Genomic DNA, 21356 nt, shown 5'->3' on the forward strand with positions numbered 1-21356 from the left:
AATCCCACAGGCGCGATGCTCTCCCCGTTCACCGCTCATCGGCTGCTGAAGATGGCCGACGCCGCCAACCTGGTGATTATTGAGGATGATATTTTTGCCGATCTTGAGATGTCCCCGGCCCCAAGACTCGCGGCCTTTGACGGATTGTCACAGGTGATTTTCATCGGCAGCTTTTCAAAAACGGTCTCCGCTTCGGTCCGCTGTGGATTTATTACGGGCCGCGCTGACTGGATTGAGAACCTGACTGATTTCAAAATTGCCACCAGCTTCAGTGGCGGGCGGATGGCGGCCGAGCTGTTGCTGACCGCGATGACCGATAGTGGCTATCGGCGGCACATGGAAACTGTGCGGCACCGACTGGCGCAGGCGATGGACCACACGGTAGCAAAATTAAAACTGCTGGGCATAAATCCCTGGCTGGTACCGCAGGCAGGCATGTTTTTGTGGTGCCAGCTACCGGCTGGAACCGATGCCGCAGACGTGTCGCGCCGTTGTTTGCAGGAAGGTGTGGTTCTGGCGCCGGGAAACACCTTTAGCCAACTACAGACCGCAGGCACTTACATGCGGTTTAATGTCTCTCAGTGCGCTGATGAGCGGATATTCAAGATCCTTGGCTCGGCTTTATCCTGATATCGCAGACTGTTTCTCCTTCCCAGCCGCAAACCCGCCACTTAAAGGAAGTCTTTGGCTTTCTGAATCAGGCTGGTTTTGGTTAGCGCTCCCAGGTATTTCTTCTCCACCGGGTTATTCAGCACCGGCAGGCGCTCCAGCGTGACGCGAGCAAAGGCTTCCCAGCCTTCGGTGATAGTCTGGTTCTCAAAGATATAAGGGAAGGAATCGTCCATCACGCAACTGACTGGCGAATCCAGGGTGATGTCTTTATCCAGCACTTTTCTGGAAATATCATGAATGGATACCGCCCCCAGGAACTGCCCGGTATCACTGATGACATAGACAAAACGCTCACGTTTTAACGAGCTGACCGCCAACGCCTTTCCAACCGTATCCTCCGACTTTAACGCCGCGCCAGAGACAATAAACTGCGAGATGATGCCGTTATCAAAATCGAACTTGGCATCCGAACGGCTGAAGTGGTTTTTGATCACCGGATAGGTGCTGTTGGACTGCAAACGGTAGACGGTCATGGAAGCCAGCACGCAGGCAATCATCGTCGGAAAAAGAAGGCTGCTGTTGAGGGTCATCTCCAGCACCATCAGCATCGCCATTAGCGGAGCCTGACTGACCGAGGCCAGCACCGCGCCCATTCCCACAGCGGCAAATACCACGGTATTATCGACCGGCCAACCGGCCAGACTCATAAGCGTAGCGATCACTACCCCAAGTACTGCACCAATCAGTAACGAAGGCGTGAACAGGCCGCCAACCGCGTTAGACCCCACCGACACAGCTGTGGCAATCATCTTCAATGCCAGCAGGATAACCAGCCCTTTCAGCACAAAATTGCCCGCCATGATGTCGACAATCACTTCATAGCCGTTGCCCAAAATATTGGTGCTGGCAATCGCCATTACGCCCACCATCAGGCCACCTAAGCCCAGCCGGAACGGCAGGTTTTTAATACGGCCAAAGCGCTGCTTACTGAGATTAATTAACCAGATCATCGCCCAGCCCACCAGTCCCGCAGCCAGACCGATCATCACGGTCAACAACATGTTACCCGCCGTCAGGTCAAATTGTGCATGTGAGAAGGGATAAATGGCCGAGCGGTAGCCCAGCGTCCACATGGTCAGCACTGCCACGCCGGAAGAGATGATGAGTGGGATGAGGCGCTGTAAAGCGGAGATGCCAAACGCAATCTCTGCGACGAAAATCGCCGAGGCCAGCGGCGCATGATAAACAGAAGAGAGCCCGGCAGCCGCCGCCATAGCGACAACATCGCTGTTTCGCAGTGACAGCTTAGCAAAGCAAAGCCGCCCCATCAGGCTGCCACTGAGCGCGGAAAGCTGCACCATCGGCCCCTCTTTACCAATTGAGGCCCCGCTGCTGATACTGGCAATGGATGAGAGCGCACGGAACAACGAGGTTTTCGTCGGCACAGCATCCAACCTGGCGTTGATCACTTCCAGATAATCGGTGCGAACCGTCTCTTTTTGTTCAATAGCGGTGGCATAACGCAGGAAAAAACCGGCAATCACGCCTCCCAGCCCCACCACCAGCGGCCAAAGATACCAGGGATACACACCGATGGCCTGCGTCACATCCTGCTGCGTGCCAAACACCACCGAGTTAATCAGCTCAATGGTCTGACGAAAGCCCAGCGTCACCAGCGTAGCCACCAGGCCAACGGGGATCGCTACCAGGATACTGGTCCAGTTTAGTGCGTGTTTACTGCCCTTCGTCATGGTCTCTGAGTGCCCCAGCTGCGGTAATTTCCTCTTAGGGTGAAAGAGGATGTGGTAAAAATCAAACTGCATGATGCCGGATAAGTGTCAGTAACACTGATAATATTTATCAGGGTCGTACCGCTTTTTTTAGCCATTGCCCGCTGGAACCCACATGCTACTCTGAAGGTTAACGCCGTGGACAGAGCAAACGCTCTGCTCCCCTACTGCCTTAAACGTGTGGAGACTGAAACACGCATGATCCGCTTCGCTGTTGTAGGGACTAACTGGATCACCCGCCAGTTTGTCGATGCCGCGCATGAAACCGGCAAAATGAAGCTCACCGCTGTCTACTCGCGCTCGCTCAGCCAGGCTCAGGCCTTCAGCACTGATTATCCCGTGCAGCATCTGTTTACCTCGCTGGAGCAAATGGCGCAGTCAGAGGACATTGATGCGGTGTATATCGCCAGTCCTAACGCCCTGCACTGCCAGCAATCGCTGCTGTTCCTGCAGCATAAAAAACATGTGATTTGCGAGAAACCGCTCGCTTCTAACCTGCACGAAGTGGAAAAGATGATCGCTTGTGCGCGTGAGAATCAGGTGGTGCTTTTTGAAGCCTTCAAAACGGCCAGCCTGCCTAACTTCCTGATCCTGCAACAGGCATTGCCGAAAATCGGCAAGCTGCGCAAAGCGTTTATCAACTATTGCCAGTACTCTTCGCGCTATCAGCGTTATCTGGATGGCGAGAATCCCAACACCTTTAATCCAGCCTGGTCGAACGGCTCGATCATGGATATTGGTTATTATTGCCTGGCAACGGCGGTCAGCCTGTGGGGCGAACCTGATAACGTCTCTGCTAACGCTTCGCTGTTGGCCAGCGGCGTGGATGCTCACGGCACCGTGGTGATGAATTATGGTGATTTTGACGTGACTATCCTGCACTCCAAGGTCAGCCAGTCTGGCGTGCCAAGCGAGATCCAGGGCGAAGCCGGATCGCTGGTTATTGAGCAGGTTTCGGAATGCCAGCGCGTCAGTTTTGTGCCGCGTGGCGCGAAGCCACAGGACCTCAGTCATCCTCAGCACATCAACACCATGTTGTATGAAGCAGAGACCTTCGCCCAGCTGGTAGAGCGCAACGAAGTGAATCATGCTGGCATTGCAACCTCGCGGATTACGGCGAAGTTGCTGACTGAAATCCGTCGCCAGACCGGGGTCGTTTTCCCGGCTGATGAGCGGCCAGATGAAGTGGTTGTGTAAATATTTCTAAATATGTCCAGTTATGATTGACCTGTGCTGCGGTGAACCGTATCTTCTGCCGCAGCATAGGGGAGTAACTTTTACGCCAACTGATCGTCAGCACGGTATCTGTGGATACCCGGTCGTTGGGCAACAGAACTGCACGTTCTGCTGTGAGTGAGACCTGGCTTTGAAGAGAACAACCTGTTTGTCATCTATGATGAAGTAAACGGTCCTGTTTTCTATCGGCCTTTTTTCATTTTACAGGATACGTCTATGCACTCTGTTGGTACGCCTCTGCTGTGGGGCAGCTTCGCTGTTATCGTGGTCATTATGCTGGCTATCGACCTGTTCTTACAGGGTCGTCGCGGCTCTCAAACCATGTCAATGAAACAGGCGGCACTCTGGTCGCTGCTGTGGATCTCCCTCTCTCTTCTGTTCGCTGCCGGTTTCTGGTGGTATCTCGACGGTAATATCGGCCGTGAAGTCGCGAATACGCAAACCCTGGCTTTCCTGACCGGCTACGTGCTGGAAAAAGCGCTGGCGGTGGATAACGTCTTCGTCTGGCTGATGCTGTTCAGCTATTTTGCTGTTCCGGCGGCTATTCAGCGCCGCGTGCTGATTTACGGCATCCTGGGCGCTATCGTGCTGCGGACGATGATGATCTTTGCCGGCAGCTGGCTGGTCTCTGAATTCAGCTGGATCCTCTACATCTTCGGGGCTTTCCTGATCTTCACCGGCATCAAAATGGCGATGGAAGGCGGGGACGATGACAGCAACGTTGGCGACAAGCCGCTGGTGCGCTGGCTGCGTAGCAAAATGCGCATGACGGAAACGATGGAAGGCGAGAAGTTTTTCGTTCGACGTAACGGCGTGCTGTTCGCTACCCCGCTGCTGCTGGTGCTGATTATGGTGGAACTGAGCGATGTGATCTTTGCCGTCGACAGTATTCCGGCTATTTTCGCCGTCACCACTGACCCGTTTATCGTGCTGACCTCGAACCTGTTCGCCATCCTCGGCCTGCGTGCGATGTACTTCCTGCTGGCTAACGTGGCTGAGCGTTTCCATATGCTGAAATATGGCCTGGCGGTAGTGCTGGTGTTTATTGGTGTGAAGATGCTGATCGTCGATTTCTACCATATCCCGGTCTCTGTCTCGCTGGGGACGGTCGGCAGCATTCTGGCCGTGACGCTGATCGTTAACGCCTGGGTGAACCACCGTAACGACCAAAAACAGCTGAGCAAGTAACTGACTCTCTGACCTGTGGCTGCATCGCGGCAGCCACAGGTCAGTTTTTTAAGAGAGGGTCAGTTTATTAGCGCACAAGGTTTATCCAGCTCAACTTTTCGCGACTTTTCCCTTCCCCTGTCATCACATTTCCTTATACTCACCCGCGCAAACACACCGATGCTGCACCATCCAGCGCACACGATGCTGGAGCGCCGCATTGTTATTTATCGATAACAACACTGGTTTTTTACTATGAGTATGGAAAAGAGTCGTCCTGGGCTGTTGCAGCGTCTGACACAGGGCAGCCTGGTTACCCAGATTATGATTGGTCTGATCGCGGGAATAGCCCTGGCGTGGTTCTCGAAAGAGAGCGCCCTGTCTGTTGGTCTGCTTGGCACCCTGTTTGTCAGCGCGCTGAAAGCCGTTGCCCCTCTGCTGGTGATGGTGCTGGTTATGTCCTCCATTGCGAATCATCAGCATGGCACCAAAACCAGTATCAAACCGATCATCATTCTCTATCTGCTGAGTACCTTCTGTGCCGCCGTGGTGGCCGTGGTCTTCAGTCATTTGCTGCCGCAAACGTTGACACTGGCCGATGCCAGCCAGCAAATCACCCCGCCTTCAGGCATTCTGGAAGTGCTGAACGGCCTGCTGCTGAGCATGGTCTCCAACCCGATTGATGCGCTGATGCACGCCAACTACATCGGCATTCTGGTGTGGGCCATTGGCCTGGGCTTCGCCTTCCGCCACAGCAGCGAGACAACTCGCACCTTCCTGAACGATGCTTCCAGCGCCGTGACCTCGTTGGTGAGGCTGGTTATCCGCTTCGCCCCGCTGGGTATTTTCGGGCTGGTTGCGTCAATTCTGGCCACGACTGGCTTCTCTGCACTGTGGGATTACGCGCATCTGCTGGGCCTGTTGCTGGGCTGTATGCTGCTGATGGCGCTGGTGTTTAACCCGCTGCTGGTTTACTGGAAAATCCGTCGCAACCCGTATCCGCTGGTGTTTACCTGCCTGCGTGAAAGTGGCGTTACCGCCTTCTTCACCCGCAGTTCTGCGGCCAATATCCCGGTGAATATGGCGCTGGCGAAAAAGCTGGGCCTGGATGAAGACACTTACTCGGTCTCGATCCCGGTCGGGGCGAATATCAGTATGGCTGGCGCATCAATCACTATTACCGTGCTGACGCTGGCGGCGGTGAATACGCTGGGGATTCAGGTGGATGTCAGTACGGCAATCCTGCTGAGCCTGGTGGCGTCCATTTGTGCTTGCGGTGCTTCTGGCGTGGCTGGCGGCTCACTGCTGCTGATCCCGGTGGCCTGTAATATGTTTGGTATTCCAAACGAAGTGGCGATGCAGGTGGTGGCGGTAGGCTTTATTATTGGCGTGCTGCAGGACTCTGCAGAAACCGCGCTGAACTCCTCTGCGGATATTCTCTTCACGGCGGCAGCCTGCATGGCTGATGAACGTCAGGTAGAGCAAAAGGCTTAATCGTCTTTAACAGGCTCGCCGCTGTGGCGAGCCTGTCTTCATCTCCTTCCCTACAGCGTGACCCCACTTTTGAAAATGGCCAGTTCACGGAAGTCATTGAGCTCATTTTTGGTCTGACGGCCGTTGGCAATCTCCACCAGCGTGTCGACAAAGTTCTCCAGTAACACAGCCATATCCGTTCCCTTGATCAACGCACCCGCATCAAAATCAATCCAGTGAGGCTTTTTCGCTGCCAGTTCACTGTTGGTTGCCAGTTTAACCGTGGGCACAAACCCGCCGTAAGGGGTGCCGCGACCGGTGCTGAACAACACCATATGACACCCTGCGCCTGCCAGCGCGCTGGTGGCTACGGCGTCATTGCCTGGCGCACTTAACAGGTTCAGGCCCGGCTGATGCAGACGCTCGCCGTATTTCAACACGTCCACCACCTGGCTTTGCCCGGCTTTCTGCGTACAACCCAGCGACTTTTCTTCCAGCGTGGTAATACCGCCCGCTTTGTTACCCGGCGAAGGGTTCTCGTAGATAGGCTGATCGTGATCGATAAAGTAGCGCTTAAAGTCGTTGATCATGCTGACGGTTTTTTCAAACGTCTGCTCATCGCGACAGCGGCTCATCAGAATGCGCTCTGCGCCGAACATCTCAGGCACTTCGGTTAACACGGTGGTGCCACCATTGGCGATCATCTGGTCTGAGAATCGTCCCAGCAGCGGATTCGCGGTAATGCCGGACAGGCCATCCGAGCCGCCGCATTCCAGCCCAAACTTCAGTTCGCTCAGCTTGCCCGGCTGGCGCTCGTCGTGACGCATCACCTCATACAATCTACGCAGATGCTCAAGCCCGGCCTCCACCTCATCATCATGCTGCTGCAACGCCATAAAACTGACGCGGTCTGCGTCATAGTCGCCCAGCGTCTCGCGGAAGACATCCACCTGGTTATTTTCGCAGCCCAGGCCAATGACCAGCACGGCACCCGCGTTTGGGTGACGCACCATGTTCTGTAGCATCGTACGGGTGTTTTCATGGTCCTGCCCCAGCTGTGAACAGCCGAACGGATGGGTAAATAAGTGCACGCCATCAATGCCCGCAGCCTCGTCACTCTCCTTCAGGAAACGGTTAACCATCTGTTTGGCAATGCCGTTCACGCAACCTACCGTCGGCAAAATCCACAGTTCGTTGCGGATGCCGACATCGCCATTGCGACGACGGAACAGCTGTACTTCACGGTCTGCAGCCTGCGGCGGCAAGGTGGCGAAGTCGGGCTGATAGCTGTATTCATCAACATCGCTCAGATTGGTGCGGGTATTGTGAGAGTGCAGGATTTCACCCGCTGAAACAGGCACCGTCGCGTGGCCAATCGGCAAGCCATATTTCATCACCAGATCGCCCACGGCCAGCGGCAGAAGCGCAAATTTATGGCCGCGTTCCACGGCTTGCATAAGCACTACGTTCAGCTCACCCAGGGTAAGCGTTTCCCCTTCGGAGAGATCTGCGAGGGCCACAGCAACATTGTCGTTTGGATGGATTTTGATGTAACGCTGCATAGGGTGTTCCTCAGTTCAAACGAGTCAGTGCCTGGCGCATATCGCCGCCGACAATACGTTGCAGGTGTTCGGTGACAGCCGCGGTTAAGCCCGGCACCGTATTAAGATCTTCGCCCCAGTGAGTTGACTCACTGAAAACGGCTTCTACCAGTTGCTGTGGGGCCAGCTTTCCGCTGTCGACCTGCGGCCAGAGATCGGCAAATTTTGTCAGCCAGGCCTCATCGTCGTGCAGGGGATAAGCCTCTTCTCCGCGTTTACCGCGATAAAAGGCCAGCAGGGCCGCGAAGGCAAAACTCAGTCGCACCGGGACTTCACCCGTTTGCTGGCAACTCGCCAGCATCTGCGGCAGCAGCCGGGTACGGAATTTGGTCATGCCATTCAGGGCAATCGCCTGAAGCTGATGGCGGATAAACGGATTACGGAAGCGGTTGAGTACCGCATCGGCAAAAGCATTGAGCTCAGCCGGAGGCTGGGACAGCGTGGGGATAATTTCCTGCCTCAACGTACTGTCGATAAACCCGGCGATCTCCGCATCGGCCATCGCTTCACCCACCGTATCCAACCCTGCGAGGTAAGCCACAGGCACCATCGCGGTGTGCGCGCCATTGAGGATCGCCACCTTTTGCTCTTTGAAAGGTTTGATGTCATCCACCAGGCGAATATTCAGCGGATAACGATCCAGACAGAGCGCCTGCTCTAACCAGGCCGGCCCCTGTATCGCCAGCAGGTAATACACTTCACCGGCCACCAGATAAGCATCCTGATACCCTAACTCCGCCTCAATCTGCTGGGCTTCCTGCGGATAGCCGGTCACAATGCGGTCAACCAGCGTCGAACAGAAGGTATTCGCCTGTTCAATCCAGTGCACAAAAGCCGAAGGAAGCGCCCATTCCTGCGCATAACGCAGCACCAGCGCCTTCAGCGCCTCACCGTTGTCATCAATCAGTTCGCACGGCAACATCACCCAACCTTTGTCACCAGCGCCGGAGAAGTGCTGCCAGCGCGCGTAAAGCAGCTGAGTCAATTTGGCCGGGAAGCTGGTGGCGGGCTTAGCATCCAGACGGTCATCAGCGTCGTACTGAATGCCCGCTTCTGTGGTGTTGGAGAAGACATAGCGAATGTGCTCTTCCTTCGCCAGCGCCAGAAAAGCCTCATGCTGCCGCCACGGATGAATTTCTTCATTCACTGAGCGGATCAGGCGCGGTTCGCTGACCACTTCACCCCGGTCATTTACGCCCCTAATCAGCGTGGTGTAGAGCCCGTCCTGGCTGTTGAGGCTACGGCTCGTCTGGCTGTTGCGGGGACGCACGACCACCACGCCAGCATTCAGCTCAGTATGTTCATTCAACAGATCGATCTGCCAGTCAATGAAAGCGCGCAAGAAGTTGCCTTCGCCAAACTGAATAATTTTTGTCGGGTGAGTCCGTCCAGCAAACTCCCTGCGGTTCAGCGTCGACATAGCTACATCCTTAACCTGTGAAGAGAAGTCAGCCCGGCACCTCCAGCTGACGAATTCCCTCATGTTTAAGAGGTATCGGAAAGGTTGTCCCTGCTGTCGACAGCTAATTGCCAGTTCGATCACAGAATCAGGTTTTAATCCTGTATAAAAAACCGTAACGGTGAAAATTTAACCACCCTGCTTTTAGCGCAAAATGAGAAAGTGCTAAAAATCAGTCAGTCACTCTCTTTTCTTCTCCAACTGACGATAACCAGGATTTTTCAGGCTGTGTCGCCGCCTCAGCGGGCAGCCGAAACTCTGCTATAATGTCAGCCTGTGTAAAGCTTCTTTTCCCTTCCAGCTCGCCCCTGTAAAACATCCTTGGCGACAAGTTTCTCCTGTCTCATTCGTCGGTATTTTGTTACAGTTAAGCGCCCTTTTTTACCGTTTGAGACGGTATTTAAGAAAGCCGGCTTTTTTGTTTTTACGTTGAAATACTGTCCGTGTTCAGAGTCAGACCAGCACCCATAATAACGACTAACTCATCGTGCCGGCCTCCTTCAGAACACCACTAAACAATGATGTTCGGGAATACCCAATGGATATTTTTAAAGCCCTGATCCACGCCCTCTGGCAGCAAGATTTCGAGACCCTTTCAGACCCTACGTTGGTCTGGGCCATCTATTTTGTCCTGTTTATGATCCTTTTCCTGGAAAATGGCCTGCTTCCTGCCGCTTTCCTGCCTGGTGACAGCCTGCTGGTGTTAGTCGGCGTGTTGATTGCTAAAGGCACCCTGACCTTCCCGATGACGCTGTTCATTTTGACCACCGCCGCCAGTCTGGGCTGCTGGTGCAGTTACCTTCAGGGCAAATGGCTGGGCAATACGCCCACGGTGCAAAAATGGCTTTCGCACCTGCCCGCGCAGTATCATCAACGCGCCCACCATTTATTCCATAAACATGGTCTCTCCGCGCTGCTGGTAGGCCGTTTTATCGCTTTTGTCCGCACGCTGCTGCCCACCATCGCTGGCCTTTCCGGCCTGAGCAATGCCCGCTTCCAGTTCTTTAACTGGATGAGCGCGCTGCTTTGGGTGCTGATCCTGACGGTGATCGGCTTTGCTCTGGGCAAGACCCCTATTTTTCGCAAATACGAAGATCAGATGATGTTCTGCCTGATGCTGCTGCCGTTGGTGCTGCTGGTCTTTGGTTTGTTTGGCTCGTTGTTCGTGCTTTGGCGCAAAAAGCGCAGCGTGAGCAATGAGAAAGGAAATTCATAATGATCGCCTTGCTCAAACCTTATCTCACCACGCGGGTGCTCTGCGTGCTGGTGGTCTGCTTCTCCGCGTTATTGCTGGTGGCCTTTATCCCGACGCTGTTCCGCAATGATACCGCACTGCAAATCCGCGCCTCTCGTCAGGGCACCACGCTGCCAGACGGTTTTTATGTCTATCAGCGCCTGAATGCCGAAGGGATCCGCATCAAAAGTATTACCCCGGATAACGACTCACTGGTGATCCGTTTCGATACGGAAGAGCAGAGCATGGCCGCGGAAAAAGTGCTGCATCAGCTGCTGCCTTATGGGTTTGATATCGGCCAGATGGATCCTTCTGGTTCTTCACAGCTGATGAACCGTCTGAGCCTGCGCAAACAGTCCGTTGGTTGATTTTTATCCTGCTTACCGGCGCTATCCCTAAGAATCTTCTCTCTTTTTGAGCTTTTCGGAAAAGCTGTCTATGCTTACTAAGCCAGTCTTCCCGAAGACTCTTTACAGGATTAACGGGACGTCCTGCGGCCCAACACAACGGAAGGTAAATGATTAGCATGAAATACCGCACTCTCCTTGGACTCACCCTGTTCGCTCTGACCACGTTTGCCCATGCGGCAGATTCGCTGTGCCTGCAGAAAGAACAAGCGATCCAGCATGAAATTGACCTGGCCAAAAAACATGACAATCAACGTCGTGTGACCGGTCTGGAGCGTGCGCTAACGGAAGCGAAAGCGGGCTGTACCGATGAAAAGCTGAAGGCTCAGCATCAGGAAAAAATTGCTGCCCACAAGCAGCAGGTCGTTGAGCGTCAGAAAGAGCTGGAAAAGGAAAAAGCGGAGGGCGATGACAGCAAGAAAATCGCCAAACGTGAAGAAAAACTGGCAGAAGCAAAACATGAACTGAAGGAAGTCCAGGCCGCACCTTACTGAGCCGGGCTTTAATTACTGAACATCAATGGAGTTTGTTATGTCAATAGATACTACATCTGAACATCTGCGCGCTGAACTGAAAACCCTGGCTGATACGCTGGAAGAAGTGCTGAGCAACACCGGCGAGAAATCAAAAAACGAGCTGGATAAACTGCGCAGCAAAGCACAAAGCGCATTGAAAGACACGCGCGCGCGCCTGGGTGACTCTGGCGATCGTATTGCTCAAACCTCCCGCGAAGTGGCTGATCACGCAGATGTGTACGTGCGTGAAAACCCATGGACCAGCGTAGGTATCGGTGCCGCCATTGGTGTGGTGCTGGGTGTCTTGCTGACTCGTCGTTAATAATGGCGGATTCTCAGCAAAGCCACGGCCCCGGCAAAGGGGTCATTAACATTGGACAGCGCATTGTCACCACTCTGGTGGGGATAGTGGAAACGCGGGTGCGGCTGGCTGTGGTAGAGCTTGAGGAAGAAAAAGCCAATCTGATACAGATGCTGTTGATGATTGGCCTGACCATGCTCTTTACCGCCTTTGGCCTGATGAGCCTGATGGTGTTAATCATCTGGGCTGTGGATGCACAGTATCGTCTGATGGCGATCGGCATTACCACCGCGGTGCTGTTTGCCCTGGCCTTGATTTTCGGCCTGTGGACGCTGGCGAAATCACGTCGTTCAACCCTGCTGAGCGCAACGCGTAAAGAACTGAAGTCCGATCGCGATGTGCTGGAGGATGACCGATGAGCCGCGAGCGTGATGAACGTAAAGCCGCGCTGCTGCGTAAAATCCAGCAGCAGCGGCTGGACCTCAGCGCCGGTAAAAAGCACTTCCTTGAGAGTACAGCCCGCTACGATCACGGCTGGCTGACGCTGATTGGCCTGCGTCGCTATGTGGCGGTAGGCAGCGGACTGATGGCAATCTGGTCAGTGCGTAATCCACGGCGGATCTCACGCTGGGCCAAACGCGGTATTGGCGTGTGGAGCACCTGGCGTATGGTCCGTAACTACCTTCCTCGTCGCTAGCCCCTTCAGCCCTCGCTGACAGGGGCTTTTCTTCTTTATAGCCCTCGCCCTTTCCAGCCTTTACTGGCCCTGCCAGTCCTGTTCAATTTTCCTGATAAACATCGACAGATTATCTCGCTTACAATGATTCCCATTCGCGAATATTATCTCCTGCAACGAACGGTACTAAGCGCTAAAGACGCTTCAGACCTGAACTTAATGCGGTGGGTAATCCTTCCTGCCTGATAAAACTTGTTAGGGTGAATCATGAAAAAATTAGAAGATATCGGCTTTTTGGTTGCGCGTATTTTGATGCCTGTGCTGTTTATCGTAGCGGGCTGGGGCAAAATCACCGGGTACGCCGGAACTCAGCAGTATATGGAACACATGGGCGTCCCTGGCTTCTTCCTGCCACTGACTATCCTGCTTGAGTTTGGCGGCGGCCTGGCGATCCTGTTCGGTTTACTGACCCGCTTTACCGCAATCGTGACCGTTATTTTCACCCTGATTACCGCGATGGTGTTCCATATCGATTTCTCTGTTGAAGGTAACTCAATCAACTTTATGAAAAACCTGAGCATCGCTGGTGGCTACCTGCTGCTGTTCATCACTGGCCCTGGCGCAATCAGCCTGGATCGCCTGCTGAACAAAAAGTGGTAAGAAACACCCGCTATACTGAGTAACATCATAGCGACGACGATGCTGGCCCTTAGATTTCGATTTGCAGCAAGGCGAACGCCCCCGCAATGAGAGAGATAAGGGCTTTGTCGTTTTTTCACTTAGGGACTGGAGGAAGTATGGGACAACTGATTGACGGTGTGTGGCACGATAACTGGTATGACACCAAATCCACCGGCGGCCGCTTTAAACGCTCTGAATCGGCCTTTCGTAACTGGGTTACGGCTGATGGTGAAGCGGGCCCAACCGGTAAGAGCGGCTTCCGTGCTGAGGCCGACCGCTATCATCTGTATGTTTCTCTCGCCTGCCCGTGGGCGCACCGCACGCTGATTATGCGTGCGCTGAAAGGGCTGGAATCGCTGATTTCCGTCTCCGTGGTGCACCCACTGATGCTGGAGAACGGCTGGACTTTCGACGATGATTTCCCTGCCGCCACGGGCGACAGCCTGTATCAGAACGAATATCTGTATCAGCTTTATCTGCACGCAGATGACGAGTATACCGGCCGCGTGACGGTTCCGGTGCTGTGGGACAAACAGCAAAACACCATCGTCAGCAATGAATCCGCCGATATCCTGCGGATGTTAAACAGTGCTTTTGATGCTGTAGGCGCAAAAGCTGGCGACTATTATCCAGCCGATCTGCGCGGAAAAATTGATGAAGTGAATAGTTGGGTGTACGACACGGTGAACAACGGTGTCTATAAATCGGGTTTTGCTACCTCACAACCGGCTTACGATGAAGCGGTAACCGCGCTGTTCAGTTCACTGGACCGTCTTGAGCAGATGCTGGGCCAACATCGCTATCTTACTGGCGATCGCCTGACAGAGGCTGATTTACGCCTGTGGACCACGCTGGTTCGCTTTGATCCGGTGTATGTCACCCATTTTAAATGCGATAAGCACCGCATCAGTGACTACCTGAACCTGAATGGTTTCCTGCGGGAGATTTATCAGATGCCGGGCCTGGCCGACACCGTCGATCTGGCACATATCCGCCATCACTATTACTGCAGCCATAAAACGATTAACCCGGCTGGGGTGATTTCCATCGGACCGGCTTTTGACTGGGACGAACCTCACGGACGCGACGTGCGGTTCCGCTAATCTTTGCGCTGGCAGAGACAAAAACGGCCGCCTCAATGGAGGGGCCGTTTTTTTTGCTCTGCGCATTTTGGCTGATTAACTCTGGCGCTTAGCCAGCACTTTTGGGATCTCTCGTAAGCACCAGGCCTTCGCTTCCCCCATGCTGTCACGCCGCCACGCCATGATAATGTCAACTTCGCGGGTATATTCCGGGCTGACCACGCGCAAACGTCCTTCGGCGATATCCTTTTCTACCATCGGATAAGGCATTGACGCCACGCCAAGCCCTGCCAACAGCGCCCGATGTTTGTCTTCAATGGTGCTGACGGTCAGTCGCTGTTGCTTATCCAGCAGTTGCACGGTGAGTACCGGACGCTCACGCGCGGTATCAGCCACGGCGATGCCACGGTATTTCACTCGGGTCACTTCTGACAGTGGCTCAGGCTCTCCATGAATAGGATGCTCCGGGCTGGCGACAATCACGCTGATCATGCTGTAAAGCTTGCGGGTGTTGATCTCTGACGAGGCACGGAAATGCAGATCCGGCGCGATCACGATATCTGCCCTGCCTTGCTCCAGACGTTCCCAGGCTCCCGCCAGGACTTCAGTCACCAGAGAAATCTGCGTGTTGGCTTTATCCGCCAGCTTGTCGATCAGCGGGAAGAGATACTCGCTGGGGATCAGCGCTTCGGTGACGATAGTCAGATGCGTTTCCCAACCCCGAGCCAGTGCTTCAGCATCGGTTGTCAGCTTATCAGCCGCTTCTAACAACACCCTGCCACGCTCTAATAACATCCTGCCGACGTTAGTGAACTTGGTGCGGTGGCCTGAACGGTCGAACAGCACGACGTCCAGCTCCTCTTCCAGTTTCTGCATGGTGTAACTGAGGGCAGAAGGAACCCGGCCCAGTTCGTCCGCCGCAGCGGCAAAACTGCCCCGGCGATCAATAGCATCCATCACTCGCAGCGCTTCCAGCGTCAGGGCGCGGTCTTTAGCCATAGCGTTTCTCTGTCAGGAATTTTGAATATAGCGAGCAGATTAACTGGCTAACAATCTGCCGTCCAGAAACTTACTATAGAGACAGAATAAAACGGTCAGGTAAATCGCCTCGACCGGGGAGGATTTATGATTACCAGTCGCACCGCGCAAGAGTGTGGCAAGGCTGATTATGGCTGGCTACAAGCCCGTTATACCTTTTCCTTTGGCCACTATTTTGACCCCAAATTACTGGGCTACGCGTCGTTACGCGTGCTCAATCAGGAAGTGCTGGCACCAGGGGCTTCCTTTCAACCGAGAACCTATCCAAAGGTCGACGTACTGAATCTGATTTTGCAGGGCGAGGCAGAGTATCGCGACAGCGAAGGCAACCACGCTACCGCTCAAAAGGGCGAGGCACTGCTTTTTGCTACCCAGCCCGGCATCAGTTACAGCGAAATAAATGTCAGTAAAGAGCAGGAACTGACGCGTATGCAGCTCTGGCTTGATGCCTGTCCGGAACGTGAGAATGCTGCGGTGCAGCGCGTAAAGATGCCAGACAATGTTCGCTATACGCTGCTGGCTTCGCCAGACGGCGCCGAACAAAGCCTGCAACTCCGTCAGCAGGTTTGGGTCCACCATGTGGTGCTTGAACCTGGCGAGACGCAGACCATTAAACTCCATGGGCCACGAGCCTATCTGCAGTCGATTCACGGCGGGCTGAATGCGGTCACCGGAACGAAGGCAAAAGAAGAGTTAGTGTGCGGAGACGGGGCATTTATACGAGAAGAAGAAAGCGTGACGCTGGTGGCCGAAACGCCACTGCGGGCGCTGGTCATTGATTTGCCCGTTTAATTTAAGCCGGCATCAGGGAAATCCACGTTAGAAAGCAAAACCCCGCCGATGCGGGGTTTTCTTTTTCTGGCCAAACTGGGCTGCCCTAATCCTTCGGCAACACAGGTTATAGCGCTATTCTGGCGCGCGCCTGGCGGTCCAGTACTGATAGAGTTCCAGTGCCGCCGGGCGGATGGCTTGCTGCGACTGCACATAAGCTTCTGGCGTCATTTGTTCAAGCTTAGCGAACTGATCCTCATCGCCGTGGATAGCAATAGCATCAAGCGCCGGCTGCAGGCTATCAGGTAAAGCAGACCAGTCATCCAGCGCCACGCCGCGCAGATAACCAAAGCACCAGTCTTCTACAACTTCGTAATCTTCATCATCTATGGTGCTGAAACCAAACAGCGGTTCAAACTGGTCTGGCGCGGTGGCAAGACGTTCAGCAATATCATTGAGATGTTGAAAGATCAGATCGTTGAAGCGGGATTCTTCCGTATCGCTCGGCCACAAAGGGATCTGCTGTTCGCCGCCCCACAGCGCGGTTAGCCAGACTGATGAAGGGAGTTTAGTCGGGCCTGACAGAATAGCGGTAAACATGCCATCCAGTTCAGAGATATCCAGCACGGAGTTTTCATTGCCGTGGTTCATCAGGGCTTCGTCCAGCCACTCCAGCTCTTCTTCGTTTAGCGGTCCAGTGTTCATGCTGTTCTCCTCAGATCCATCAATTTTCGCGGCGTTAATTCGTCAAGCTTAACAGAAAAGCCTCCTTCCTGACGTAAACGATACAGCAGCCGTTCTGCACGGTTTTTTCAGGAACGCGAGAAGGCAGAAGCTTCAAGCATAAGCGCTTCATCCGGACGAACGCCGGTATACAGTGCAAATTGCTCAAGAGCCTGCAAAGCGATCACTTCGGCTCCCGTCACCACGGTTTTACCCAGTTCGCGGGCCAGTTGGTTCAGCAACCAGCAGAGTTGAAGCTGAGTGTTCAGGGACGAGAGTCGCCTCAATTAACTGAAATCATCGCGTTATGCTGGATCGCTCAATAAATAGCCTGTAACCTATCCCACAATAAAAACAGGGAGAAGGGAGCCTATGGCTTTACATGGAAAGTTCGTAATCAATGATGCGCATTATTCCCCTTTGATGTTTCCGGGCGTAGGAACATTTTTAGCTTTCTCCGGTGACGGTGCTTACCGTAACCGTGGGGCTTGCGGGATGATCCCTAAAATGGGGCCGGTTCCAACGGGCAAATACTGGGTTGTTGACCGTCCGGAAGGTGGGATTAGATCGCAAGTAAATGCTGGTATCAGAGACATTTATAATCACTATGCCAGTGGCGCTACATTTAAGCATTCTGACTGGTTTGCACTGTGGCGAGATGACTGGAACATTGACGATTATATCTGGATAGAAGGCGTCAGGCGTGGCAACTTCCGGCTACATCCTGGCCAGATATCAGAAGGTTGCATCACCCTTCCTCATGATTCAGATTTCGCCATGCTCCGTAATGCCTTGCTGAGAACCCAAAAAATAGAAGTTCCTTGCATGAAGATGCTGAAGGCATATGGTACGATTGAGGTCATTGCTAATGGCAAAAATTGCTCTTAATCTGACCGTGAAAATCGTCGTATTCCTACTGATAATGCTGTTGGTGGCTAAATGGGCACCCTGTAACGGTATGGTTGATAACTTCATGATTAAATCCGTGGGCTTTGATGAAGCCGAAAAAATCGAGAGACTTCTCTTCGGTGAGCCAGATCCTGAGCCTTACGATTCAATAAGAGATTATATTAAAACCCTTATAAATACCCTAATCAGCGTGCCGTTACTCAGTGTAGTTATCATTATATTCAATGGAAGGAACAGTAAAGTTGAAAAAGCCGAAATCCTGAGGGAGTGGGTATTATCAACGTTGAGACGATTTGCAAAGATATTTATTTTCGCCATTCTGTTTTATACTCTTTTCCGATTTATCCCCTATCAAATCTTCTTTCCAGAAAATCAGACTTATTCAGCCTTAACCATCATGGCAGTGACAGGGTTTAACCTGATAATGACTATTGTTATCTATTGGTTTGTCACGAAAAAAATCGCACTAAAAAGGAATTTGTAAAATGCCAATCCCTCCCTATATGTAGCTTAAAGACGATGGCGGAGCAGACATCAAAGGTTCTGTTGACGTTAAAGACCGTGAAGGCAGTATAGAGATCATCGGCTTTAGCCACGGTCTTAATTTGCCAGTAGATAGCGCCAACGGAAAAATTACCGGGACACGTTCACACTCACCGCTAATGATTGAAAAGGAGTTTGATAGTTCCAGTCCGTATCTCTATAAAGCTGTTGCTACTGGCCAGACCCTAAACAGCGCCGAAATCCGTTTCTATAATATCAATAATGCAGGGCAAGAAGTTTGCTATTTCATGATCATGCTCGAAGGTGTGAAGATTACTGGCGTGAATCCTGGCATGCCAAATACTAAACTGACAGGAAACTCGCAGATTAATCACATGGAGTCAATCTCCTTTCAGTACAACAAAATAACCTGGCGTTATGTTGATGGTCATGTGCAGTACACCGATGACTGGAACGTTAAGAACTGATTCTGATCGAAAATCATAATCCCCGCCAGGCGGGGATTTTATTTGAACACAATGTTTAATCAAAAAGATAAGAGTAGGACACCAGGAAGCGATTATCTGGACTGCTGAGGTAAGTGTTGTTATCCATGACAAAGGTATACAGGTTGAATGAGTTGTTCTTATTGAGGGCATAACCCAGGCCCAACCCACCAAAATAGCCATGATAGTTCTCGCCCCGATCATTTTTAGAGCCGTAAGAGCCAGCCGCAAAACCAATCAATGTCAGGGATGTGGTCAGCGGCTTAATAGTAAATGCACCAAGATATCCGCTACTGCCTGAAGTGGTGATGGTGTCGAAACCAAACTCTGGGGAAAGCGAGTCAGCAAATTGAGGCGAAACACAGGCGCTATCCGGTTGATGATTGCAGCCCAGCGTCTCACCCGTGTTGTAGGTATACCCGGCCATCGGGAAGATCTGGAAACCTGCCGGAGAAAAACCGAAATAGCTTAAGGGGACAAAGGTGCCGACAGAATAGTTAGTCTGTGTCGCGCCATTTGAATACTCATTCTTCCCAAAATTGAAGTTCACAATCCCTACAGGAAATAACCAGGATCCCCCTATGCGCCATTCACTGGCATCACTATTGATACGGGCATTCAATTTTCGGGCTTTATCCAGTGCGACAGAGCCTGAAAAGGAGAGATTACTGTCATCTAAATCATAGGTATTGGACCAGGAAACCCCGGCTTCGCTGGTGACCTTAGTCGGATCGTCATCCAGTTTTTCGGAGGCATCCTTTCCCGAGCTCGGTGCCGCATTAGCGCCAGCAATCAGACCCAAAAACAGGCATCCAGCTGGCCACACTCGCCAAATTTTCATATTTTCCCTCAGCTGAAGGGGTCAGCCCGTGTCAGAATTGGTAGCTGTAATTCATGCTGAAAAAATAAAGAGCCGGATCCTGATAGCCGCCTTTAAAGGCCGGTGAGGCTACGTGAGAGGAGGAGATATCAACATATTCAAATGCCACGCCAATGTTGCTGGCAGGCGTAACCTGATACTGCGCTCCCACCCCGTAACGCCAGGCATCCCCCGAAGGCATCGTCATTGAGGTGTCTTCCTGAGAACGGTAAAAACTGCTGTCATAAGCCACGCCGGTATTAAAGCGCCAGTTCTCATCCGGGCGGAACTGAACACCAAGTGCCGCGTGCCAGGTATCCTTAAGCCGGTTTTCACTCTCAACCTGATTACCGGACAGGTAAACCTGATTGCTGCCGTAGGCGCTCCAGTCCTGCCAGCCCAAATCACCCATTACCGACCAGCGCTGGTTAAGGTCATGAACCAGACTCAGCATCAACTGGGCTGGCGTATTGATCTGTGCAGAAAGAGGCAGCTCATATTCCACGCCGCCTAACTGAGGGAATCTGGCTTTGCCATCAATGTTGAAGTGATATTCGGTTTTACTGGTGTAATTGAGACCAACGCGGGTAGCGTCAGTGACGTCGAACAATAAGCCGGTGCGGAAATTCAGTGCCCAGTCATGATCGCTCTGCTTTTCATCCTGCCCGGCAACATTGCGCGTAAGTGAAAGGAAACCATAGTTGATACCCAGCCCGACGCCCCACGAAAGGCGGTCGTTCACTTTCCATGCCACTGCCGGACTGAGGGTTAACGCCAACAGCGTGCTCTTCTTAATCAGACGATCGCCCGCCCAGTCGCCAAAATCCAGACCTAACCCGTAATTCCCATACAGGCCGATACCGGCTGAGAGATCGTCATTGATGCGCTGATGATAAAAGAGGCTGCCGCCAGGGAACCACCCGATGGTGTTACCAGGGCTCTTACCGTTAAGCGCAGCATCGTTATCCAGCGAGTAAGGGGTATCTCCGTAGAGAGCTTGTAAACCGCCGGTCAGCATATGATCCGGAAGTCTGGTCATGCCTGCGGGGTTGGTCATCAACGTGGAAGCATCCTGAGCACGAGCGGCTTGCCCTGCTCCGGCTAATCCCACGTCCTCAGTCGCAATCTCATACAGGTAGAGGCCGCTGGCCTGTGATGTCATAGAAACTAAAAGACCTGTGATGCCAATAACCAGACGCTTCATAACGGCTCCAGAGCAAGAGTAGTGCTGGCCAGATTGACTAACCGTAAGATGTTTTCAGCTGAGTGCTGCCGGGAGACCTGCCATTGCCCTATTTCTAACTAGCGGATTCATTCTCATCATCAACCTCAAGACACGAAAAGGGCGAGTGAATAATCCCTATAAAAAACATGGCTATTTATGTAAGGAAAGCTCACTTAAACATTACCATAGCAACATTCCGTTATAACTATAACGCGATGCTTACATTCAGCCAGTTTTCGTTACGGAAAATTTATCTTGTGAGTCACAAAGAAAAAATAATAAAAATGATTTTAATAACAGAGGATTGAAAAGCCAGTAAGAGGAGAAAGGAGGCATTCATCGGGCCCCTGAAAAGCAAAAACCCCGCCGGGGCGGCGGTTTTTATTTAAGAGTGAAGCTGACCGTTAAGCCAACTTCCCTTTCATAAAGAGCGTCGTGGGCAGTCATTCATCGGGCCCTGAAAAGCAAAAACCCCGCCGGGGCGGGGTTTTTATTTGAGAGTGAAGCTGACCGTTAAGCCGGGTTCTGTCGTGGACAGTCATTCATCTAGGCCAGCAATCGCTCACTGGCTCAAGCAGCCTACCCGGGTTCAGTACGGGCCGTACCTT

The 21356-nt window shown here is 52.8% G+C and carries 23 protein-coding genes and 1 pseudogene; 16 read left to right on the plus strand and 8 right to left on the minus strand.

Annotated elements, in window-relative coordinates:
- Positions 1-630: aminotransferase class I/II-fold pyridoxal phosphate-dependent enzyme (locus WCC56_RS03420; protein WP_424691036.1), on the plus strand; the 630-nt coding region annotated here is incomplete at its 5' end.
- A gap of 41 nt (positions 631-671) precedes the next feature.
- Here WCC56_RS03420 and WCC56_RS03425 read toward each other — a convergent pair.
- On the minus strand, positions 672-2363 hold the full coding sequence (locus WCC56_RS03425) for a chloride channel protein (protein ID WP_424691037.1): 1692 nt from the start codon (positions 2361-2363) through the stop codon (positions 672-674).
- Between the two features lie 237 nt (positions 2364-2600).
- On the opposite strand from WCC56_RS03425, the gene WCC56_RS03430 reads away from it, so the two are divergent.
- From WCC56_RS03430 to sstT, 3 genes are all read left to right on the plus strand, one after another.
- A complete protein-coding gene (locus WCC56_RS03430) occupies positions 2601-3599 on the plus strand; it encodes a Gfo/Idh/MocA family protein (protein WP_424691038.1) in 999 nt (332 codons plus the stop codon).
- A gap of 255 nt (positions 3600-3854) precedes the next feature.
- Positions 3855-4826 carry a TerC family protein gene (locus tag WCC56_RS03435; protein WP_424691039.1) on the plus strand — a complete coding sequence of 324 codons (972 nt, stop codon included), beginning with the start codon at positions 3855-3857 and terminating at the stop codon, positions 4824-4826.
- Positions 4827-5066: 240 nt separating this feature from the next.
- Positions 5067-6299, plus strand: a complete 1233-nt coding sequence (gene sstT / locus WCC56_RS03440; protein WP_424691056.1) for a serine/threonine transporter SstT — start codon at positions 5067-5069, stop codon at positions 6297-6299.
- A gap of 50 nt (positions 6300-6349) precedes the next feature.
- Here sstT and WCC56_RS03445 read toward each other — a convergent pair whose 3' ends face one another.
- Both WCC56_RS03445 and WCC56_RS03450 read right to left on the minus strand, forming a co-directional pair.
- Complete coding sequence (locus tag WCC56_RS03445) at positions 6350-7840, minus strand: UxaA family hydrolase (protein WP_424691040.1); 1491 nt, start codon at positions 7838-7840, stop codon at positions 6350-6352.
- Positions 7841-7850: 10 nt separating this feature from the next.
- Positions 7851-9299 carry a tagaturonate reductase gene (locus tag WCC56_RS03450; RefSeq protein WP_424691041.1) on the minus strand — a complete coding sequence of 483 codons (1449 nt, stop codon included), beginning with the start codon at positions 9297-9299 and terminating at the stop codon, positions 7851-7853.
- Between the two features lie 577 nt (positions 9300-9876).
- Between WCC56_RS03450 and WCC56_RS03455 the strand changes: the two genes are divergently transcribed.
- The 8 genes from WCC56_RS03455 (at position 9877) to WCC56_RS03490 (ending at position 14255) form a co-directional block, all read left to right on the plus strand.
- Entirely contained in the window at positions 9877-10554 is a 678-nt protein-coding gene (locus WCC56_RS03455) for a DedA family protein (protein WP_424691042.1), read from the plus strand.
- On the plus strand, positions 10554-10940 hold the full coding sequence (gene mzrA / locus WCC56_RS03460; protein WP_424691043.1) for an EnvZ/OmpR regulon moderator MzrA: 387 nt from the start codon (positions 10554-10556) through the stop codon (positions 10938-10940). The genes WCC56_RS03455 and mzrA overlap by 1 nt, the downstream gene beginning before the upstream one ends.
- A 158-nt stretch (positions 10941-11098) precedes the next feature.
- Positions 11099-11473: a DUF1090 domain-containing protein gene (locus WCC56_RS03465; RefSeq protein ID WP_424691057.1), complete on the plus strand. Its 375-nt coding sequence runs from the start codon at positions 11099-11101 to the stop codon at positions 11471-11473.
- 37 nt (positions 11474-11510) lie between these two features.
- Positions 11511-11816 carry a DUF883 family protein gene (locus WCC56_RS03470; protein ID WP_424691044.1) on the plus strand — a complete coding sequence of 102 codons (306 nt, stop codon included), beginning with the start codon at positions 11511-11513 and terminating at the stop codon, positions 11814-11816.
- 2 nt (positions 11817-11818) lie between these two features.
- Positions 11819-12214, plus strand: coding sequence for a phage holin family protein (locus WCC56_RS03475; RefSeq protein ID WP_424691045.1), 396 nt, complete (start codon positions 11819-11821; stop codon positions 12212-12214).
- Complete coding sequence (locus tag WCC56_RS03480) at positions 12211-12492, plus strand: YqjK-like family protein (RefSeq protein WP_424691046.1); 282 nt, start codon at positions 12211-12213, stop codon at positions 12490-12492. The genes WCC56_RS03475 and WCC56_RS03480 overlap by 4 nt, the downstream gene beginning before the upstream one ends.
- A 246-nt stretch (positions 12493-12738) precedes the next feature.
- Positions 12739-13131: a DoxX family protein gene (locus tag WCC56_RS03485; RefSeq protein WP_424691047.1), complete on the plus strand. Its 393-nt coding sequence runs from the start codon at positions 12739-12741 to the stop codon at positions 13129-13131.
- A 137-nt stretch (positions 13132-13268) separates the two neighbouring features.
- Entirely contained in the window at positions 13269-14255 is a 987-nt protein-coding gene (locus WCC56_RS03490; RefSeq protein ID WP_424691048.1) for a glutathione S-transferase family protein, read from the plus strand.
- A 75-nt stretch (positions 14256-14330) separates the two neighbouring features.
- Here the strand turns inward: WCC56_RS03490 and WCC56_RS03495 are convergent, their stop codons facing one another.
- On the minus strand, positions 14331-15233 hold the full coding sequence (locus WCC56_RS03495; RefSeq protein WP_424691049.1) for a LysR family transcriptional regulator: 903 nt from the start codon (positions 15231-15233) through the stop codon (positions 14331-14333).
- A gap of 126 nt (positions 15234-15359) precedes the next feature.
- On the opposite strand from WCC56_RS03495, the gene WCC56_RS03500 reads away from it, so the two are divergent.
- Entirely contained in the window at positions 15360-16064 is a 705-nt protein-coding gene (locus WCC56_RS03500) for a pirin family protein (RefSeq protein WP_424691050.1), read from the plus strand.
- A gap of 114 nt (positions 16065-16178) precedes the next feature.
- On the opposite strand, the gene WCC56_RS03505 is transcribed toward WCC56_RS03500, so the two are convergent.
- On the minus strand, positions 16179-16748 hold the full coding sequence (locus WCC56_RS03505; RefSeq protein WP_424691051.1) for a UPF0149 family protein: 570 nt from the start codon (positions 16746-16748) through the stop codon (positions 16179-16181).
- A 107-nt stretch (positions 16749-16855) separates the two neighbouring features.
- Positions 16856-16972 (minus strand): annotated as a pseudogene (locus WCC56_RS03510) (shikimate 5-dehydrogenase); the annotation flags it as partial.
- A gap of 166 nt (positions 16973-17138) precedes the next feature.
- Here WCC56_RS03510 and WCC56_RS03515 point away from each other — a divergent pair.
- From WCC56_RS03515 to WCC56_RS03525, 3 genes are read left to right on the plus strand one after another with little or no spacing between them, the layout of a single operon-like run.
- Positions 17139-17654, plus strand: coding sequence for a DUF2778 domain-containing protein (locus WCC56_RS03515; protein WP_424691052.1), 516 nt, complete (start codon positions 17139-17141; stop codon positions 17652-17654).
- Complete coding sequence (locus WCC56_RS03520; RefSeq protein ID WP_424691053.1) at positions 17635-18159, plus strand: hypothetical protein; 525 nt, start codon at positions 17635-17637, stop codon at positions 18157-18159. The genes WCC56_RS03515 and WCC56_RS03520 overlap by 20 nt, the downstream gene beginning before the upstream one ends.
- A gap of 49 nt (positions 18160-18208) precedes the next feature.
- On the plus strand, positions 18209-18646 hold the full coding sequence (locus tag WCC56_RS03525; RefSeq protein ID WP_424691058.1) for an Hcp family type VI secretion system effector: 438 nt from the start codon (positions 18209-18211) through the stop codon (positions 18644-18646).
- Positions 18647-18701: 55 nt separating this feature from the next.
- On the opposite strand, the gene WCC56_RS03530 is transcribed toward WCC56_RS03525, so the two are convergent.
- Both WCC56_RS03530 and WCC56_RS03535 read right to left on the minus strand, forming a co-directional pair.
- Positions 18702-19505, minus strand: a complete 804-nt coding sequence (locus WCC56_RS03530; protein ID WP_424691054.1) for a hypothetical protein — start codon at positions 19503-19505, stop codon at positions 18702-18704.
- A 31-nt stretch (positions 19506-19536) separates the two neighbouring features.
- A complete protein-coding gene (locus WCC56_RS03535; RefSeq protein ID WP_424691055.1) occupies positions 19537-20727 on the minus strand; it encodes an OmpP1/FadL family transporter in 1191 nt (396 codons plus the stop codon).
- Positions 20728-21356: the final 629 nt, after the last annotated feature.

Origin of the sequence: Erwinia sp. (genome assembly GCF_049696395.1) — a bacterium.
In the GTDB taxonomy this organism is placed as follows: domain Bacteria; phylum Pseudomonadota; class Gammaproteobacteria; order Enterobacterales; family Enterobacteriaceae; genus Erwinia.

Bases quoted from the DNA above. Each gene is read 5' to 3' on its own strand.
- WCC56_RS03435 (WP_424691039.1), top strand. From the start codon at position 3,855: ATGCACTCTGTTGGTACGCCTCTGCTGTGGGGCAGCTTCGCTGTTATC.
- WCC56_RS03535 (WP_424691055.1), bottom strand. From the start codon at position 20,727: ATGAAGCGTCTGGTTATTGGCATCACAGGTCTTTTAGTTTCTATGACA.
- WCC56_RS03480 (WP_424691046.1), top strand. From the start codon at position 12,211: ATGAGCCGCGAGCGTGATGAACGTAAAGCCGCGCTGCTGCGTAAAATC.
- sstT (WP_424691056.1), top strand. From the start codon at position 5,067: ATGGAAAAGAGTCGTCCTGGGCTGTTGCAGCGTCTGACACAGGGCAGC.
- WCC56_RS03530 (WP_424691054.1), bottom strand. From the start codon at position 19,505: ATGAAAATTTGGCGAGTGTGGCCAGCTGGATGCCTGTTTTTGGGTCTG.
- WCC56_RS03500 (WP_424691050.1), top strand. From the start codon at position 15,360: ATGATTACCAGTCGCACCGCGCAAGAGTGTGGCAAGGCTGATTATGGC.
- WCC56_RS03450 (WP_424691041.1), bottom strand. From the start codon at position 9,299: ATGTCGACGCTGAACCGCAGGGAGTTTGCTGGACGGACTCACCCGACA.
- WCC56_RS03495 (WP_424691049.1), bottom strand. From the start codon at position 15,233: ATGGCTAAAGACCGCGCCCTGACGCTGGAAGCGCTGCGAGTGATGGAT.
- WCC56_RS03425 (WP_424691037.1), bottom strand. From the start codon at position 2,363: ATGACGAAGGGCAGTAAACACGCACTAAACTGGACCAGTATCCTGGTA.
- WCC56_RS03490 (WP_424691048.1), top strand. From the start codon at position 13,269: ATGGGACAACTGATTGACGGTGTGTGGCACGATAACTGGTATGACACC.
- WCC56_RS03445 (WP_424691040.1), bottom strand. From the start codon at position 7,840: ATGCAGCGTTACATCAAAATCCATCCAAACGACAATGTTGCTGTGGCC.
- WCC56_RS03465 (WP_424691057.1), top strand. From the start codon at position 11,099: ATGAAATACCGCACTCTCCTTGGACTCACCCTGTTCGCTCTGACCACG.
- WCC56_RS03430 (WP_424691038.1), top strand. From the start codon at position 2,601: ATGATCCGCTTCGCTGTTGTAGGGACTAACTGGATCACCCGCCAGTTT.
- WCC56_RS03455 (WP_424691042.1), top strand. From the start codon at position 9,877: ATGGATATTTTTAAAGCCCTGATCCACGCCCTCTGGCAGCAAGATTTC.
- WCC56_RS03485 (WP_424691047.1), top strand. From the start codon at position 12,739: ATGAAAAAATTAGAAGATATCGGCTTTTTGGTTGCGCGTATTTTGATG.
- WCC56_RS03520 (WP_424691053.1), top strand. From the start codon at position 17,635: ATGGCAAAAATTGCTCTTAATCTGACCGTGAAAATCGTCGTATTCCTA.
- WCC56_RS03505 (WP_424691051.1), bottom strand. From the start codon at position 16,748: ATGAACACTGGACCGCTAAACGAAGAAGAGCTGGAGTGGCTGGACGAA.
- mzrA (WP_424691043.1), top strand. From the start codon at position 10,554: ATGATCGCCTTGCTCAAACCTTATCTCACCACGCGGGTGCTCTGCGTG.
- WCC56_RS03470 (WP_424691044.1), top strand. From the start codon at position 11,511: ATGTCAATAGATACTACATCTGAACATCTGCGCGCTGAACTGAAAACC.
- WCC56_RS03515 (WP_424691052.1), top strand. From the start codon at position 17,139: ATGGCTTTACATGGAAAGTTCGTAATCAATGATGCGCATTATTCCCCT.
- WCC56_RS03475 (WP_424691045.1), top strand. From the start codon at position 11,819: ATGGCGGATTCTCAGCAAAGCCACGGCCCCGGCAAAGGGGTCATTAAC.